This is a genomic window from uncultured Dysgonomonas sp., assembly GCF_900079725.1.
GTDB lineage: Bacteria > Bacteroidota > Bacteroidia > Bacteroidales > Dysgonomonadaceae > Dysgonomonas.
The window spans coordinates 518197-532829 of the sequence record NZ_LT599032.1; the positions used below are offsets into that span (position 1 = coordinate 518197).

The 14633-nt window shown below is 34.2% G+C and carries 23 protein-coding genes and 1 tRNA gene; 20 read left to right on the forward strand and 4 right to left on the reverse strand.

The window, feature by feature from the left end; genetic code table 11:
• Nucleotide 1: 1 nt before the first annotated feature.
• From QZL88_RS02245 to QZL88_RS02275, 7 genes are all read left to right on the forward strand, one after another.
• Nucleotides 2-400 (forward strand): nucleotide modification associated domain-containing protein, encoded by a 399-nt coding sequence (locus QZL88_RS02245; RefSeq protein WP_296938386.1) that lies wholly within the window; start codon nucleotides 2-4, stop codon nucleotides 398-400.
• Between the two features lie 158 nt (nucleotides 401-558).
• Nucleotides 559-1833 carry a hypothetical protein gene (locus tag QZL88_RS02250; RefSeq protein ID WP_296938387.1) on the forward strand — a complete coding sequence of 425 codons (1275 nt, stop codon included), beginning with the start codon at nucleotides 559-561 and terminating at the stop codon, nucleotides 1831-1833.
• A complete protein-coding gene (locus tag QZL88_RS02255) occupies nucleotides 1830-2324 on the forward strand; it encodes a hypothetical protein (protein ID WP_296938388.1) in 495 nt (164 codons plus the stop codon). The genes QZL88_RS02250 and QZL88_RS02255 overlap by 4 nt, the downstream gene beginning before the upstream one ends.
• A gap of 47 nt (nucleotides 2325-2371) precedes the next feature.
• On the forward strand, nucleotides 2372-2779 hold the full coding sequence (locus QZL88_RS02260) for a hypothetical protein (protein WP_296938389.1): 408 nt from the start codon (nucleotides 2372-2374) through the stop codon (nucleotides 2777-2779).
• Between the two features lie 139 nt (nucleotides 2780-2918).
• Entirely contained in the window at nucleotides 2919-3488 is a 570-nt protein-coding gene (locus tag QZL88_RS02265) for a hypothetical protein (protein WP_296938390.1), read from the forward strand.
• 1008 nt (nucleotides 3489-4496) lie between these two features.
• Nucleotides 4497-4814 (forward strand): hypothetical protein, encoded by a 318-nt coding sequence (locus QZL88_RS02270; protein WP_296938391.1) that lies wholly within the window; start codon nucleotides 4497-4499, stop codon nucleotides 4812-4814.
• Nucleotides 4815-4867: 53 nt separating this feature from the next.
• Nucleotides 4868-5164: a hypothetical protein gene (locus tag QZL88_RS02275; RefSeq protein ID WP_296938392.1), complete on the forward strand. Its 297-nt coding sequence runs from the start codon at nucleotides 4868-4870 to the stop codon at nucleotides 5162-5164.
• Nucleotides 5165-5436: 272 nt separating this feature from the next.
• Here the strand turns inward: QZL88_RS02275 and QZL88_RS02280 are convergent, their stop codons facing one another.
• Entirely contained in the window at nucleotides 5437-5916 is a 480-nt protein-coding gene (locus QZL88_RS02280) for a replication/maintenance protein RepL (RefSeq protein ID WP_296938394.1), read from the reverse strand.
• A gap of 397 nt (nucleotides 5917-6313) precedes the next feature.
• Here QZL88_RS02280 and QZL88_RS02285 point away from each other — a divergent pair, with 397 nt between their 5' ends.
• The 7 genes from QZL88_RS02285 (at nucleotide 6314) to QZL88_RS02315 (ending at nucleotide 8377) form a co-directional block, all read left to right on the forward strand.
• Nucleotides 6314-6532, forward strand: coding sequence for a hypothetical protein (locus tag QZL88_RS02285; protein WP_296938395.1), 219 nt, complete (start codon nucleotides 6314-6316; stop codon nucleotides 6530-6532).
• A 267-nt stretch (nucleotides 6533-6799) separates the two neighbouring features.
• Nucleotides 6800-6970 carry a hypothetical protein gene (locus QZL88_RS02290; protein WP_296938396.1) on the forward strand — a complete coding sequence of 57 codons (171 nt, stop codon included), beginning with the start codon at nucleotides 6800-6802 and terminating at the stop codon, nucleotides 6968-6970.
• A 154-nt stretch (nucleotides 6971-7124) separates the two neighbouring features.
• On the forward strand, nucleotides 7125-7319 hold the full coding sequence (locus tag QZL88_RS02295; RefSeq protein WP_296938397.1) for a hypothetical protein: 195 nt from the start codon (nucleotides 7125-7127) through the stop codon (nucleotides 7317-7319).
• 200 nt (nucleotides 7320-7519) lie between these two features.
• Complete coding sequence (locus QZL88_RS02300; RefSeq protein WP_296938398.1) at nucleotides 7520-7687, forward strand: hypothetical protein; 168 nt, start codon at nucleotides 7520-7522, stop codon at nucleotides 7685-7687.
• 5 nt (nucleotides 7688-7692) lie between these two features.
• Entirely contained in the window at nucleotides 7693-7926 is a 234-nt protein-coding gene (locus QZL88_RS02305) for a hypothetical protein (protein ID WP_296938399.1), read from the forward strand.
• Entirely contained in the window at nucleotides 7923-8189 is a 267-nt protein-coding gene (locus QZL88_RS02310; RefSeq protein WP_296938401.1) for a hypothetical protein, read from the forward strand. Before QZL88_RS02305 ends, QZL88_RS02310 begins: the two co-directional genes overlap by 4 nt.
• The gene (locus tag QZL88_RS02315; RefSeq protein WP_296938402.1) at nucleotides 8186-8377 is read left to right on the forward strand and encodes a hypothetical protein; all 192 of its coding nucleotides are present in this window, start codon (nucleotides 8186-8188) and stop codon (nucleotides 8375-8377) included. Before QZL88_RS02310 ends, QZL88_RS02315 begins: the two co-directional genes overlap by 4 nt.
• Before the next feature lie 358 nt (nucleotides 8378-8735).
• On the opposite strand, the gene QZL88_RS02320 is transcribed toward QZL88_RS02315, so the two are convergent.
• Nucleotides 8736-9290, reverse strand: a complete 555-nt coding sequence (locus QZL88_RS02320) for a hypothetical protein (protein WP_296938403.1) — start codon at nucleotides 9288-9290, stop codon at nucleotides 8736-8738.
• A 2-nt stretch (nucleotides 9291-9292) separates the two neighbouring features.
• Entirely contained in the window at nucleotides 9293-9565 is a 273-nt protein-coding gene (locus tag QZL88_RS02325) for a hypothetical protein (RefSeq protein ID WP_296938405.1), read from the reverse strand.
• Nucleotides 9566-10007: 442 nt separating this feature from the next.
• Here QZL88_RS02325 and QZL88_RS02330 point away from each other — a divergent pair, with 442 nt between their 5' ends.
• The 6 genes from QZL88_RS02330 to QZL88_RS02355 all read left to right on the forward strand — a co-directional run bounded on the left by QZL88_RS02330 (nucleotide 10008) and on the right by QZL88_RS02355 (nucleotide 13852).
• On the forward strand, nucleotides 10008-10544 hold the full coding sequence (locus QZL88_RS02330; RefSeq protein WP_296938407.1) for an antirestriction protein ArdA: 537 nt from the start codon (nucleotides 10008-10010) through the stop codon (nucleotides 10542-10544).
• 85 nt (nucleotides 10545-10629) lie between these two features.
• Nucleotides 10630-11058, forward strand: a complete 429-nt coding sequence (locus tag QZL88_RS02335; RefSeq protein ID WP_296938408.1) for a hypothetical protein — start codon at nucleotides 10630-10632, stop codon at nucleotides 11056-11058.
• 532 nt (nucleotides 11059-11590) lie between these two features.
• On the forward strand, nucleotides 11591-11866 hold the full coding sequence (locus QZL88_RS02340) for a hypothetical protein (RefSeq protein ID WP_296938409.1): 276 nt from the start codon (nucleotides 11591-11593) through the stop codon (nucleotides 11864-11866).
• Between the two features lie 186 nt (nucleotides 11867-12052).
• On the forward strand, nucleotides 12053-13093 hold the full coding sequence (locus tag QZL88_RS02345; RefSeq protein WP_296938410.1) for a tyrosine-type recombinase/integrase: 1041 nt from the start codon (nucleotides 12053-12055) through the stop codon (nucleotides 13091-13093).
• A gap of 29 nt (nucleotides 13094-13122) precedes the next feature.
• Nucleotides 13123-13377: a hypothetical protein gene (locus tag QZL88_RS02350; RefSeq protein ID WP_296938411.1), complete on the forward strand. Its 255-nt coding sequence runs from the start codon at nucleotides 13123-13125 to the stop codon at nucleotides 13375-13377.
• A gap of 88 nt (nucleotides 13378-13465) precedes the next feature.
• Nucleotides 13466-13852, forward strand: coding sequence for a hypothetical protein (locus QZL88_RS02355; protein WP_296938412.1), 387 nt, complete (start codon nucleotides 13466-13468; stop codon nucleotides 13850-13852).
• A gap of 665 nt (nucleotides 13853-14517) precedes the next feature.
• On the opposite strand, the gene QZL88_RS02360 is transcribed toward QZL88_RS02355, so the two are convergent.
• Nucleotides 14518-14591 (reverse strand) — tRNA-Arg (locus QZL88_RS02360).
• Nucleotides 14592-14633 lie beyond the last annotated feature (42 nt).

Here is a 14633-nt window from a genome sequence, read left to right on the forward strand (position 1 = left end):
TATGGAGAATAAATTTGAATCAATTTGTAACGAATTAGTCGCTTTGCAGAAAGCTAAAAATGCAGATTACGGAGATTCTTTCAGTCAGTCTGTAAAAGAATTTGGACTAACAGCAGCACTTATACCTATAACAAACAAAGTAAACCGATTAAAACAACTTATTAATTCTGATTCAGCACAAGTAAAAGATGAATCAATTGATGACACATTGAAAGATCTCGCTTGCTATGCCATAATGACGCTGTCGGAGATGGAAAATAATCATATAACCGTAGGTAATATATTGTCCGACGACACATCTTTTGAAGCAAAATATAAAGATGTAAACATAACAGAACAAAAGGTAAAATATTTTAAGATCAATAATAACATAGAAAAAGTATACTATAGTGGTGATTAGGATGACTCAAAATTAGATTATTATATAGAGCGTGCAAAGATAAAAGCTAAATATGATCATCTAAGGCGGAAAGCACGACTTCAAGGGGCTTCACCCATATATATTACAGCACTCAATATTAAAGAATCTGGTGAAATACTTAATATCATTAAATAAACATGCCATATCAAAATTTAGACGAACTTAAATCAGAAATAGTAACGCTATGGGAGAGTGGAAAGTATTCGAGTATAGCAGACCTGACTAGACATATCATAGCTGAACATGGTGACTTCGGACGGGAACAGGATAGTTTAAGACGGAGCGTGAGTAAGATAATTCAAGACTCAGAGCCTGACAAAGAGCTGCTTGTTGAGAATGTAAGACTCGCTAAAGATAAACAACGCTTACAAGATGTTCAGAGGATTGAAAGAAAGGCATTTCGGGAAGATGTGAGGGTGGAGAATGCTGTGGCTCAATTTGGAAAAGAGTTAGCCAATCAAAACAAACTTCACGCAAAAAAACTGATTGAAAATATCAATATTAAGCCTTTAGAATACAGTGCCGATAAACATGGTGTAGGCGTAATACAAATAACAGACGTTCATGCAAATGAGCTTATAGATTTGCCACACAATCAGTATAATTGGACTGTACTGTCTAAGCGGATGAAAAAACTGATTAATGAATCATTGAGATATTTTGCTTTCCGTAATGTTGAGAAGGTCATAATGGTCTATACTGGCGACCTCTGTAATTCCGACCGCCGATTGGATGAATTGCTAAATCAAAGCACGAACAGAGCAAAAGCAGCTAACCTATTGGCTCATATCATAACCCAATCTATACTTGAGGTACGTAATGCCGGATATGAGGTTGGCATTGTCTCGGTACTAGGCAACGAGAGTAGAGTAAAACAGGAAATGACATTCTCAAACGAGGCTTTTTCGGATAACTATGATTATACGATCATGGCGCAAGTCAAACAAGTATTAGAATTTGCCAATATTCAAGGAATAATGTTTCATTCTATTGATAAGATGGAGAACGTTATAGACTTCGGAGAGCAAAAATGGCTCGTAATGCACGATATGCCACAGTCTACATCGAAACAAGAAAAAACTCAATCTATTATCGGTAAATACGCACTAAGCGGTAAGCCTGTGGACTTTGTTATATCAGGTCACATTCATGCACATAGAGGAACGGATATATCATGTCGGTCAGGGTCTATGAGTGGATCGAACACGTTTAACGAGCATGCTTTAGGTCTTATTGGTCGTGCATCTGGAGTATGTTATGTTGTAGATGGTAAAGAGCGATACTATCAGTATATAGACCTTCAATATGCAGATAACGAAGGGTACGGAATAGTAAAAGAATTAGAAGCGTACAACATAAAATCTGAGTTGAAAACTAGACAACAAACAGCTATATTTCAGGTAGTAATATGAGAACCGAAACAGTAAGGGATATAATAGAGTTGTTTGACAGTGCCGACATAATGATGGCTTATCACGATATTCTTTGCGGTGATCTGATTGCAGAAGGTTGTTCGAGAGTTGTCTATGAATGTGATTATGATAAATCATGTGTTGTAAAAATACATAAGAATGTATACCGTTTGCCATCAGATAACATTCTCGAATGGGAGTTATGGGAAATGGTAAAGGGCATGACTAACGATGTTCCTAAGTGGTTTGCTCCCTGTGTCAGAATATCCGAGAACGGACGTATCCTTATTCAAAAGAAAACAACACCTCTGACTGATAAGCAGTGGAACTCATTAGATCAAATACCCACATACCTTTCAGATGTAAAAAAATCGAACTTTGGAACATATAAAGGTCATATTTGCATGCACGATTACGCTTTCACTCTGTATCGGTTAGGAATTAGTAACAAGATGCGTAAAATATCAAAAGAAAATAGAACAAGATTATAAACTACGAACACGAACTATCAGATACAATTCAATTTAAAAAGTAAAAAATGGAAATAGAATTAGAAGAATACGAATTACCTAAAGGTAAAATGATGCATGATGTGACCGCTTATACCAAAGTCGGCTTATTCCGTGTAAATGATGGTGTGGCTACATTTATTGTCTCGGTAGTGAAAGTCGGTGATCCTCCATTTAGTATGCCGATGCCTTTGGAATTAGTAACAAGCCATATTAGACATAAATCTGCAAAAGAAACTGAAAGCGATATAGCGGCTAAAATAGTGAAACGACTAGAGGATATAAGCGCAAAATTTGACACTATCACCGAAACGAAAGAAATAGAATCAATTCCTCAAATTTACCATGAAGAAAAGATAGATGGATCAACTTTATTAAAAGCTATCGCATTAGCTCAAAACCCTGATTTGGCAGCAAAACTATTAAATAACGAATAACAACTTCCCAACCTTAACACACAGGAAGCGAAGAGGAAAGGAATGTAGGGGTATCCCGACCCTCTTTTCCATTCTCGCATACCAGCGTTTGGTCTAAAATAAACATTTTGGGTACAAATCACTTTTAACTAAAACAAATATGCAAGAAATAGAAAGATTTAAAAAAGAAGCATTAAACAGGAATCTTTGTGGTGAATTTCATCGCTTATGGGATAAGATGGAAACTAGGGAAGATTTTTTACAGTTTTCTTTAAATCCGAAAAGTATATCATATGTCGCTCTATCAACGTGGGAAGGCTGGGGATTATCTACAGAATATATTAAAAAGGAATTTTCCAAACATATTAATAGAGCTAACAAATTCACCAACAAAGCTTTTTTGTATTGCAGGGCGGAAGGGCAACACATTATAGATTGCACTGAAAATAATATCATGGATACAACTGGTGTCTTTATTATTCAAAAAACTAAGTGTCCTATAATTCACGTAAATAACAATAGCGATATTGATGTTGAGTGCAAAGGTATGAATATTGTTAAAATATACATATACGATACATCTAAAGTGAATATAAAGATTGATAATTCGTGTAAAGTATTTGTCATGTCCTTATCAGAAGAATCGTTTATTGAGTGTAATGTGCCCGAACTGATGAAGATAAGACACGGAGATGTAAGGCATTATGCTTATGGAGAAGGAAACTATTAAAAACATATAACACATTTGGAAGATAAACAGACACTTATACCACAAACTAACCGAGCCAGTCAGAAATGATTGGCTTTGTTGTTTTTTAGAAGCAAAATAGAAGCAAGCAGTAAGCAAAAGACAAGCTAAAAACAACCTAATGTAAATGATAATGTATAATGGTAATGTAAATGAAGAATGAATAATCTAAAGATTATATATTTTGTCGATGTTATTTATTCGGAAGAAATGGACTTAAATACGGAAGAAATAGGCATTGTTTCCGAATTTAGTACACAAAGAAAAGTAAAGTAAATAAAAGAAAAGTAAATAACCTTAAAGGTTAGTCGTTACACTCACATGAAAGAAATAACCTAACTAAGCTGATATACTCTAATACTCCGTAAGGCTGTCCGGTTAACTAATAAAAAAAACAATTTATGGCGTTTTGCGTCGATTTTAACCGCATCGACCTTATCCGATGTACACCGAACAGGACAAAGTGCCTCAAATCGGCTAAAAAGTGCCAAATACGATATGTTTTTAGAATCCCCATGTTAAACAAAACTTAAAACACCTCTAATTTACTATCTATGGATTGATTTAAGGAACTTTTACACTAAATGTGAATACTTATTCACCCGATAAAAGATAATCGAAATTAGATAGGTTAAAATCGTTATTTTATTTCATGCTATTCTGAGGGAGTAAATGAGGGTACAAGTGATGGTACTACTGAGGGAACAAATTATCGGCAGTAAATCAGTCATCCTACCGTAATTTTGAACCAATTCACAAAGAAAGGTCTTTCTCTCTCATACTCTCTCTATCTAAAGAAATAACCTATACTAATACTATTACTATTACCTAGAGGGGATACAAGGAGGATATATCCCCCATTGATCCCCCTTAGAAAGTATTTGTGGATGCGATGTTTGAAAATTGGAATAAAACAACTCTACATGAACCGTCACTTGCACATCAGGCGAAAGTTGGGTATATTTAGGTAAATGATTAAATGAAAAGATTATGATTAAGCCTTATCGATTAAAACATATACCAACAGGCGTATATTATCAACCTCATAAACATAGAGGAAGCAATGTTTCACTAAAAGGCAAGGTGTATCTAAATGGAACACATGGATTAAGTTCGGCATGGACTTACGCAAAACGATATCCAGATAGTGCCAATAATCAAACATTCAGTATTTTCGTGGAGAAAGACAGTCGGATATACAAAATGCTTGAGGATAAGTTCACATGGCATGAATGTAAGTATTTACGAGCTCAGTTAAAAGCTGAGACAAATGTTTGGGATTGGCAAATAGAAGAGCTAAGTGTCTAAATACACCCACTTAGTTGAATAAAAGCAGAATAATTGTGTAAAAATAGATAGTTATGACATTGAAAGAAAAATACGACTCAGCTTGTAATAAATATGCAAAGCAATTTGCTAAAAAACAAGGATTATATTTTGATTATTGGATAGGACATGACGATCAGATAGGATCACTTGCGTCATTTAGTGATACATATTACTTCACTATGGAAAATATAAAGTTGGATATGGATCAAGATATACCGAAAGGCGAGGCTTTAAAGTGGCATGAGGATAGTGTAAATCTTCACTATACATGTCAAGGAGATATGAACTATTTTAGCTACCTTATGGGGAGAGGGCTATTGAAGAAATGAGCAGATCGTATCGGAAAGCAATATTTAAAGATAAACGCAAGAATTATAAAATATCTCAGTTTGCAAATCGGATAATCAGGAGAGTACAGAAATATTTTGTCCGAAATATTGCGAATTTATCCGACATAGAAGATTACAATATTCCTAATCACCACGAGATATTCAATGACTATGATTATTGCGATTATCGCTTTACACCCGAGTATGACTATAAAGGAAAAAATAAAACAAGAGATGTCTTAATTAGTCAAAAAAAATGGAGAAGAAAGTAGTTAAGGTCGTATCAGTTCGTTATAAAGCTCTATTCTATTTCCGTTGAATATTAGTAATGGGTTTATCATATAAACTTTAGGTTGAGAGGATTCTGCTATGAAGCCTTTTCCTTTTAGTTCACGTATAGCTCGATAGATATTGTTATTGTCCTTATACCCTGTAAAGTCCATGCACTTCCTCATAGTGAAGTCAATCGTATCGGTACTATCCATCTCGGATATGATATAAAACATAACTTTTAATGCCGGAGTACTCAACTCTAACATCTTATGCCATCCTTCTCGATATACTTTTGTAAACCTTTTCTTATCATACAGTTTCGGCGGCGTAACAAAACCAATAACTCCAGTATGGACTTCTCCATCCAAATTATATACCTCGTTGCTGCCTTTGTTTGGAATGATTTTCTGTCTTGAACTAGGTTTAAATGTATCTTCTGTAAAGAATGGGTTTTTATCTTTTACCTTTCTAGGCTTCATATAGATAAATATAAGGCTAATTTAACCACAAAACAAGGCTACTTTAGCATTATTATGAAAAGTTAGTAGTAAGTATATCAATGAAATATGAGTAATTGCTATTTCTTAATATAATAAGAGGACGAAGTCGGATGACTTCGGACATAGTAAAATAAAAATAACCGCACAGATTGTACTTCTCCATGCGGTTCTTATTTCCCATAATAATAGCTAGTACTAATAAGGGCGACTTTTTTAGTCCTATTATTATCGCAAGGCTCAAAACTTAATCGAGTAACCCGAGCCTCGAAACGGAATGTAAAATACATCCGAGAGATACTGCAATATACAACCAATTTACCTCTTTCACAAGCCACTCATTTTTAGTATATTTAGATATAAACAAATTATATTAATTATGACAATCAAAGAATTACAACAAGCAAAAGTTGAATTGGATAAGGATTTGACGAAATCAGTCAACGACATTATTAACAACTTCTATAAAACGAATGGAATTATACCTAGTGGAATAACTGCTTCGATAGAATTAATTGAAGTGAAGATAGATACTGAGGCTAAACCTATTTCATCACACATTGACATTACAGTTAAAAGTAAATTTAATTTAGCATAACCATGAACATCACGCTAGATCAACTCAAAGAAATAGCTAAGGCTGGGTATGCCACAAGTTGTGTATATAACAAATTAATAGATGAATGCTCAATAAAATGGGATGACACTATAAGTATACTTCTATACCCAAAAGATATGATTGAAATATTACATGTTGAAATGAATAAGTCATCATATGTATGCTTGAATGCTGATGGAGATAATTTCAACCACTTAGCCGCCATACTCAAAATGGAAGAACTCGGACTAATAGAAAAACAGAGATATGAAGAAACTGAAAATAACAAACTGTTCTGATAAGCTAATGTGGTATCGAGATAAAGTAGGGCAAACAGTACCGTTCCTGTTCAAAATAAGCGAAGGGTATATGTCTCGTGAAGATGCAGGGTTTACAAATATAGTATTAGAAAAGGATGCTGAAATAATTGAAGAATGAAAGCATTCCTAAATAGATTGTTCCATATGCATCAGTATGTATGGATTGAATCAAAATATATTGATACTGAATACGAAGGACAGCCGATGAAATACCACTTATTAATACAAGTATGCTCTATCTGTGGTAAAGTTAAAATAAATAAAACGAGATTATGAAAAACAAATGGACTGATAACGAGAAAAGCATTCTATTAGGATATACTCAATCTTCTGATGAAGAAACTGTCGAAGATACGTTAGAATATATTAGACATATGATGTATTTCGAAGGTAATCATCCTGAACTAAAAGAAAGGAGCATCGGAGCGATTAAGAATATGTATTACAAAGTTACAAATGGGATATAAAAATACTATTGGTACTGTGGAGACATTCTTGATTATAACGAATTATGTAAGGCAACGTTAGCTGATACAGGAGAAAGACCATACCTCCCATATATAGATAAATATTGGAAAGCCTCAATGAAAGACGTATTTATATACAACACTAAACTTTATCTGTATAATTTGAAATACAGAATTAAACAAATATTTACTTTAAGCCGATGAAAGTATACAGAATTAAACACAAGCCGAGTGGGTTGTATATATATAACTCACAAAATGAATACTATAACAAAAACGGTCAGGTATATTTCCGTAAATGCTTCAACTTTGATAAATACGCATCAGACCCCGACTACGAAATACTTTACGATGAAATAAAAGATTAGAAAAGATGGAAGTAACTATAACAAATGGTGCAATTGTATTCGTTATATGCTGCTCGCTTGTAGGAGGTATATTGTTAGAACGATATACATCAAAGAGAACCAAGTATATAGAAATACTCGAAAGCCATATACAGAGGCAAGATAGTCTCATAAATCAGCTTAGAACTGACAAAGACAGACTGCGGATAACACGTGCTGAATTTGACGAAGCAGTGAAACTACTAAACGAGAAGAAATGAAAAAGAAACTAACCCTAAAGATAAACGCAACCATCCTGAAAGATAGAACCGAAATGGCTTCAATTATCAATACAAATGATATGGGTTCGGAAGGTAAAATAGTGCAAATCCGAATGACCGAGGATGGAACAGGATTAAACCTATCATACGGAAATAGGTGGCTAATACTTAGAGATGGTGAGATAACTGAATGTAAAGTCTATATGAAAGAGATAGATGGTAAGAAACAAGAATGTATTAACCCACCAATAAGGCAGATATGAGCCAAACAGACATAAGTAGCGAAATCGGAGAACTAAAGGACACAGTAGATAATCTTCGTGGTGCATTAGAGATACCTATGCCACCTCAGTTTCATGTAACACAAATGAAGAGTCAATTAGAGGAAATATCTGAGAAGCTAAAAGGAATTTACATCGAAATGACAGACGAAAACCCGTGGAGCGAATAGAGCCGATTCAAGACAGTCTACTGATAAAACCTAGCAATCCCTTATAGACAAACAGAAAATAGCACAGAAGTTATGCGAATGAGTATAGAAAGGTATAGTAATGACTCAAGGAGAGTATAATTTTAAGTATAGAAAATTGAGGGGTATTTAGCCCCTCTTTTTAGTTAAAATAGATCCAAAAAATCCAAAAAAAAATTCTGAAAACCCAAAACTTGGAGGTGGATACATACGCCAACTCCGAAAAATCGACTTACCCCGTGCGCCCTACCTACCTTTTGTTATTCAGACCATTACACACGCTTCGAAGTCCACCAAACTATATGTATAAGTTGTAACGTATTGATAAACAGTAAACTAATTATTTAGTAGAGCTATTTGTCATTTTGGCAGACTTATAAAGCTGACATTGAGAGCATTTAAGAGGTAAATAGTATTTAATTTGCGTTTCTTCGTCTTTATCCTCTGTTTTATTCCATTGCCGGAAAGTCATTTGTGTTTGTGCTAAATCTCGCACCGTTTTAGAATCACCTGCTTTGTCAGCAGCAATTAGATGTTTATTGATAATTTTTTCATATTCTTCTTTCGTGATGTTTACATTCTTAATCCCCTCGTCATCCTTTCCACTTATTATAACATTCCGTTTTGTAGCGGTTAAAAAGGCTTGAACCGGATCGGATGTAAACCAGCGCCTTGCTTGAACGTAAATAGATGTTTCCTTTGCATCTGATTGGTTCGGTCTTGATAGTTTGTAGGCGGTTTGTAATTTATCTTTTTCGTTAAGATCGGATAATATGTAAGCAGACAGACAAAACTTTTCAAGCCCTGATAATTTTGATATTAAGATTATTTCCTGCTCTCTGGTCTTATCTAATGGTATAGCGTTGTTTGCTTGGTTTGGTGCTTTCTTTGCCATGCTTATTTGGTTTGCATCATCATATTAAATTTACACTCTAATTTTTGTCTTTGAGTTGCAATGTATATGTTGTAATCTTTAATAACTCGTGATATTACTAGGGCTGTTTTTATTTCATTTATATCGAAGTTATTGTTGTTAAATGTATCTAGTATTATTAATATACTTTCGATTGGGTTATCTGAATTGTCTACATAATCATATATGTAGTTAAGCCTATCAAGTATATCGTTATTAAATGGATAGTTTTTTGTGAATGTGTTCTTGTTTTTCATATTCAGATGTTAAATATTTCGCTCCTTATTTCGGTGTGTCTCGTATTAGCTTACTGTATCCGATTTAAGCTAACTACTATCATTTACATACCGGTTCGTATTTATGAATATACATCTTTAAATTGAGTGTTACAATGTGGTTGTTTTGTGTGTAGTTGATTGGGTTGAATTGGTATATTTTATTACGCTTAAATATTGCATTAATTATCTGATTTACTGTAAATTAATTACTATTTTTCTTGCATATTATATATAAATGTAGTATCTTTAAGTATTGAAATAAGAGATAAACGGAGGTTTATGATCTTAGAAAAGTAAAGTAATTAACAAAAAAGAAACGGTGGTCGTCTTGCCAAAGCCTCCACCGTTCCAACCAGTTCAAATTAAAAAATTCAAACAAATACGGGAAAATTAAATCCCTGCCGTATTCAGGGTAAAGATAATGACTACAAATAATATTACCAATTTATCAGACGCAAAAGTTTACGTAGGTACATATAGAAAATATAACGAAGGTTCAATTTTCGGCAAATGGCTTGATCTTTCCGACTATTCAGATAAAGACGAATTTTTGCAAGCTTGTGCAGAACTACACGCAGACGAAACAGACCCCGAGTTTATGTTTCAAGACTTTGAAAATATTCCCGATTGTTTTATATCAGAATCATATATAAGTGAAAACTTATTCGAATTAATTAGCCGAATAGACGAAATAGATAATATTGAAGCGTTCGAAACTTACCTAAATTGGAAAGGTTGCGATATAGAAAACGACGATTTTGATGCTCTTAAATCTGACTTCGAAGATGCTTTTTGCGGAGAGTATGATAGTGAGGAAGCATATGCCGAACAGTTAGTGGATGACTGCTATAATTTAGAGGGTATTGCAGCAACTTATTTCGATTATGACCGATTTGCTCGTGATTTATTTATGACCGACAATTATTACGATAATGGTTTCGTGTTCTATAATCGTTAATGTTCATTGACACTGAACGATATAAATAACTGAACAGGGGCGAAACTTACTGCCCAATCAATTTTAACCCCACAACAATAAAGATATGAAAGCGAACGAATTAACAATAGGACAAAAATACATTTGGAGAAGAAACAGCGAAGTAAGTCACGAAGTTATTTATTTAGGCACTTACGAAATGAGTAGTTGTGTAGTATATGACTTTGAATATAAGGCTAATGGTGAAACCAAAGTGACTGTATTATGTGAGGCTCACGTCGAAAGATGTATTCAAGTATTACCGACTAACACAAACAATTTAACTCAATACATAGCGGAGTTTAAAAACAACCCATGTATTGCAACCTATTCTAATTTATATAATTGTGGCATTTACATGTATATGTTAGTTTCAAATGCTTGGCAACGTGTGACTACTTATAAATCTGATTTTTCGGATATTGAAGTAGGTGGAGGATTATACAATAGTCCCAATATAGCGGATATTTCAGGTGTTTGGGTATTAAGAAAATAGCCTACAGCCGTCCAAAGTCGGTACTAAAATTGTGATGGGTGCGAGTCGGTCGGCTCGTATTAAACAAACTGATAAAGGTTATGATAAAGCTTAAATATTTCAGTCAGCTAACACCAAAGCAAAAAGATAAAGCTAGTAGGCTATATTTATATGCTAGACTTAATTTGTTAGGAATTGATTCGGGACTAAGAAATTCTATTTTGTCGGGTATTGATTTTAATAAGATAATTAAGATAAAGGAAGAGATACACGATCAAAAGATGTTTTATCTTGAAAAAACAGACTGTTATATTCCTTTACGGTTTAATGAATTAATAAATAACTAACTAAAAATAATCGTTATGATAAAAGTACTTATTTCAAAGAATAGAGTCGTTTCTCACTATGTGTCATACAAAATAGGTCGGAAACCATTTTTTTTATTACCAACGATAACAGTATTGAATGGATGGAGTAATGAAGTAAAATATATTAATATCTGTCTATTCTTGTTTACAAAAGAATTAAGGACAATTATATATCTATCGAAGCAATGAACAACATAACATACACCGAAGCAATAACCCATGTCAAGAAATATAAAGACTTCTATTGTCTTAAGGCTATAGCCGAACGAATAAATATGAACCCTTGCTATTTTAGGAATATTATAAACGAACGATACAGGCAAAAGGATTTACCAGTAAAGTATAGATCTGATTTTATTCTGGTTGTTTCGGAGTTATGCAGCGTTAGGCAGATCGAACAGAAGCAACAAGTATTAATTAATGGTTATGATTATACCGATGACTATGACGAACCATTTTAGTCGGATAGCTTATCGAATGGTCAAGCGAACAACTCAACCGTTAAATAGGTCGAACGGGTCTAGCGATATTGCAGCCGAACGATTTATCCTTTGAACGATTATCAATTTATAACTTGAACGATTTTTAACATGGAAAATATAGCATATCAATTACCAAGCCGAACGAATGTTGATGTTGCTCTATTGATGCAGCAGAATCAAATGCTACAGGCTGAAATAAAGCGACTGAAGGAAGAATTGCGTGTAAGTGGAGCAACTATATACCAGCAACGTAGAACAATCTCAGAACAAGCTAAAAACATCCGAGAGCTTAATAAAAAGACTATAAGACTGCTTGAAAAGGATAAGATTGTATTGAATAAGGATAAGGTTACTTTTATGCAAGCGTTTGGTATGAAATGCACCGAGAAATCTATTCTGACCTATTTAGAGCAGTTCTTAGCCACTCAACCTACATGGGATAACCTCAATACGGATAACCTGCAACGGTTCAGTATGTGGCTCCGAAAGAGTGCTAAAAATAAACGTGGTGAGTTGTTTAATGACAGCACGGTCTGTACCTATATTGCACGGTTAAAAGTCGTTATTAAGTACGGTTATCAGAATAGTAACGATGCTTCAACCGCTATCAAATCGGCTCGCCCAGCTAAGAAGAAAAAGATTTGGCTACGTCCTTCTGATTTGCGTAAGTTGGTCGAGTATGTACCTTTGAGTGATGAAGAAGCAAAAGTTAAACAAACCGCTTTAATATGTGCCATCACAGGTTGCCGTGTGTCTGATACATTAGAAATCAAACAAGGCAATATTGACGGAAACACGCTACATTATACGCCAATTAAGACAAAGAATCAGCAATGTTACGTAAAGTTGTCTGATGAAGCCGTAGGGTTTCTTAAATCGCTTATATCGGATAGTCCAGAACAAGACTATTCGGATAGTAATGTTGTGCTAAAAACTATTTTCCGAAATTTGGGTATGACAAATAAAGTGGAGATAGGCACACCCAATAAACCTGAGTTGGTTGAGTTCTGTGATGCTATACATTTCCATTCATTTCGGCACAGTTTCGCAACAATTCGTTATCGTTATTCTGATTGGACTGAGCGTGAGATAGCAGATGCAATGGGGCATAGTAGCTTCAATCAGACATTCGAGTCTTACATCTGTGATAAATCAACCGTGACTACTAGTGAAAAAGAGGCAAATCAAGACAGTTTATTCGTTTAATTTTTGTATATTTAAAGAAAGAAAAGATTATGAAACTAATATTAAATCCCAAGGACTTTGAACGCATACCTGAAATTTCTTGTTATAATAACAACTATTACAAACATAAAGAAACCGAAATTATAATATATGAACATTGCGATGAGTTATATCAAGTGAACACATATACCGATGTTACCGATTCTAAAAATGAGTATTTTTTAGGGTGTGCCGGATGCCATGATGGAAGTTCTTTAGATGGTGATAGACCTGTAGAAGTTGAATTTAAAATACAATATACATGAACAGCCTCATCAAATCGTTTCTCTCAGGAGGATGGAAAGCCCTAGTGGTAATAGTTATTTTAATAATGATAATTAAGGGTTGTGTGGTATGAAATGGTATGATCAGCGAATGAGAACTCTTGAGAACATGATGGATTACCAAGCCCGAATTTATTACGGAGCAGAACTAACACCAGAACAGAAAAAACAGCGGGTTGAAGCTCAAAAGAGGGCTGAAAATTTAAGAGAGCTATTGTTCGGTTCTGTCCAAGAGGAAATGACAAAACATTTTGAGTTAATAAATGATAGAATACAAAAGAGTATTAAAGTCGGCGGTAGTGCGGTTTTTATTTATCCATATACAAATCATGTAATAAACACGGCTCATACTATGGAAGAATATTTCAGATTGGCTTCTGATAATGGCAATGCAATAATTGTTTATAATAGACCAGACGGAACATTTATACCAAATAATGAACCCATAAGAGAGTAAGTACTTTCCAGAATAAAAATATTTAACTATATTTATATAAACCATTCAACTCGAAGATAAGCAAGAGGAAAGTAAATTTAGTTTAGCTAACGTCATTCCTGATTGAAATAGCATCGTGGACGGACGACTCTAAAGCTGATTCAGCAGTTTGATGCTTATTGTAGAGATATCTCTCGTCTCTAAGACGTATGTTTAGGCTTGGTAGAACACTTACCATTAAAAAAATAGTATAAACAAGCGGTATTCCCCTGAAAATAGGATTGAATGGTTTCTTTTAAAACAAAGAAGGGTACGAGCGACATCGCACCCTATAACCATTAGCCTCTACGAACTCGTACAGTTGTACGAACAGTAGTTCTAATACGGATTGTAATTCTACGTGCCATATAATTATGAATTATAGTCGCAGACAACACTGACCCTGTCTGCATGAGCCTCTTTCAATCTCTCATGCTTTCAGTGGTTGGTAAAATTATAAATGCAAAAGTATAAAAATGGAAATATATAGTATGATATTATAAATATGTTATTCAACACAAAAGGAAGCCTAATCAGCCTCCTTTTTTTGTGGTTGTGCAAAATAGGTGTTGTGCAAATGTTGTGCAAGTAAAAAATAAAAAGAGCCGTAAATTGTTGTTTTACAGCTCTTTATTAAATCAAATAAGTGACCACGGCAGGATTCAAACCTGCAACCTTCTGATCCGTAGTCAGATGCTCTATTCAGTTGAGCTACGTAGCCATTGGTTAATTGCGATGCAAAGGTAAAATAGTTTTATATATT

What these genes read in the sequence shown, in the direction of transcription:
- QZL88_RS02245 (WP_296938386.1), top strand. Translation starts at nt 2, where the DNA reads ATGGAGAATAAATTTGAATCAATTTGTAACGAATTAGTCGCTTTGCAG.
- QZL88_RS02250 (WP_296938387.1), top strand. Translation starts at nt 559, where the DNA reads ATGCCATATCAAAATTTAGACGAACTTAAATCAGAAATAGTAACGCTA.
- QZL88_RS02255 (WP_296938388.1), top strand. Translation starts at nt 1,830, where the DNA reads ATGAGAACCGAAACAGTAAGGGATATAATAGAGTTGTTTGACAGTGCC.
- QZL88_RS02260 (WP_296938389.1), top strand. Translation starts at nt 2,372, where the DNA reads ATGGAAATAGAATTAGAAGAATACGAATTACCTAAAGGTAAAATGATG.
- QZL88_RS02265 (WP_296938390.1), top strand. Translation starts at nt 2,919, where the DNA reads ATGCAAGAAATAGAAAGATTTAAAAAAGAAGCATTAAACAGGAATCTT.
- QZL88_RS02270 (WP_296938391.1), top strand. Translation starts at nt 4,497, where the DNA reads ATGATTAAGCCTTATCGATTAAAACATATACCAACAGGCGTATATTAT.
- QZL88_RS02275 (WP_296938392.1), top strand. Translation starts at nt 4,868, where the DNA reads ATGACATTGAAAGAAAAATACGACTCAGCTTGTAATAAATATGCAAAG.
- QZL88_RS02280 (WP_296938394.1), bottom strand. Translation starts at nt 5,916, where the DNA reads ATGAAGCCTAGAAAGGTAAAAGATAAAAACCCATTCTTTACAGAAGAT.
- QZL88_RS02285 (WP_296938395.1), top strand. Translation starts at nt 6,314, where the DNA reads ATGACAATCAAAGAATTACAACAAGCAAAAGTTGAATTGGATAAGGAT.
- QZL88_RS02290 (WP_296938396.1), top strand. Translation starts at nt 6,800, where the DNA reads ATGAAGAAACTGAAAATAACAAACTGTTCTGATAAGCTAATGTGGTAT.
- QZL88_RS02295 (WP_296938397.1), top strand. Translation starts at nt 7,125, where the DNA reads ATGAAAAACAAATGGACTGATAACGAGAAAAGCATTCTATTAGGATAT.
- QZL88_RS02300 (WP_296938398.1), top strand. Translation starts at nt 7,520, where the DNA reads ATGAAAGTATACAGAATTAAACACAAGCCGAGTGGGTTGTATATATAT.
- QZL88_RS02305 (WP_296938399.1), top strand. Translation starts at nt 7,693, where the DNA reads ATGGAAGTAACTATAACAAATGGTGCAATTGTATTCGTTATATGCTGC.
- QZL88_RS02310 (WP_296938401.1), top strand. Translation starts at nt 7,923, where the DNA reads ATGAAAAAGAAACTAACCCTAAAGATAAACGCAACCATCCTGAAAGAT.
- QZL88_RS02315 (WP_296938402.1), top strand. Translation starts at nt 8,186, where the DNA reads ATGAGCCAAACAGACATAAGTAGCGAAATCGGAGAACTAAAGGACACA.
- QZL88_RS02320 (WP_296938403.1), bottom strand. Translation starts at nt 9,290, where the DNA reads ATGGCAAAGAAAGCACCAAACCAAGCAAACAACGCTATACCATTAGAT.
- QZL88_RS02325 (WP_296938405.1), bottom strand. Translation starts at nt 9,565, where the DNA reads ATGAAAAACAAGAACACATTCACAAAAAACTATCCATTTAATAACGAT.
- QZL88_RS02330 (WP_296938407.1), top strand. Translation starts at nt 10,008, where the DNA reads ATGACTACAAATAATATTACCAATTTATCAGACGCAAAAGTTTACGTA.
- QZL88_RS02335 (WP_296938408.1), top strand. Translation starts at nt 10,630, where the DNA reads ATGAAAGCGAACGAATTAACAATAGGACAAAAATACATTTGGAGAAGA.
- QZL88_RS02340 (WP_296938409.1), top strand. Translation starts at nt 11,591, where the DNA reads ATGAACAACATAACATACACCGAAGCAATAACCCATGTCAAGAAATAT.
- QZL88_RS02345 (WP_296938410.1), top strand. Translation starts at nt 12,053, where the DNA reads ATGCAGCAGAATCAAATGCTACAGGCTGAAATAAAGCGACTGAAGGAA.
- QZL88_RS02350 (WP_296938411.1), top strand. Translation starts at nt 13,123, where the DNA reads ATGAAACTAATATTAAATCCCAAGGACTTTGAACGCATACCTGAAATT.
- QZL88_RS02355 (WP_296938412.1), top strand. Translation starts at nt 13,466, where the DNA reads ATGAAATGGTATGATCAGCGAATGAGAACTCTTGAGAACATGATGGAT.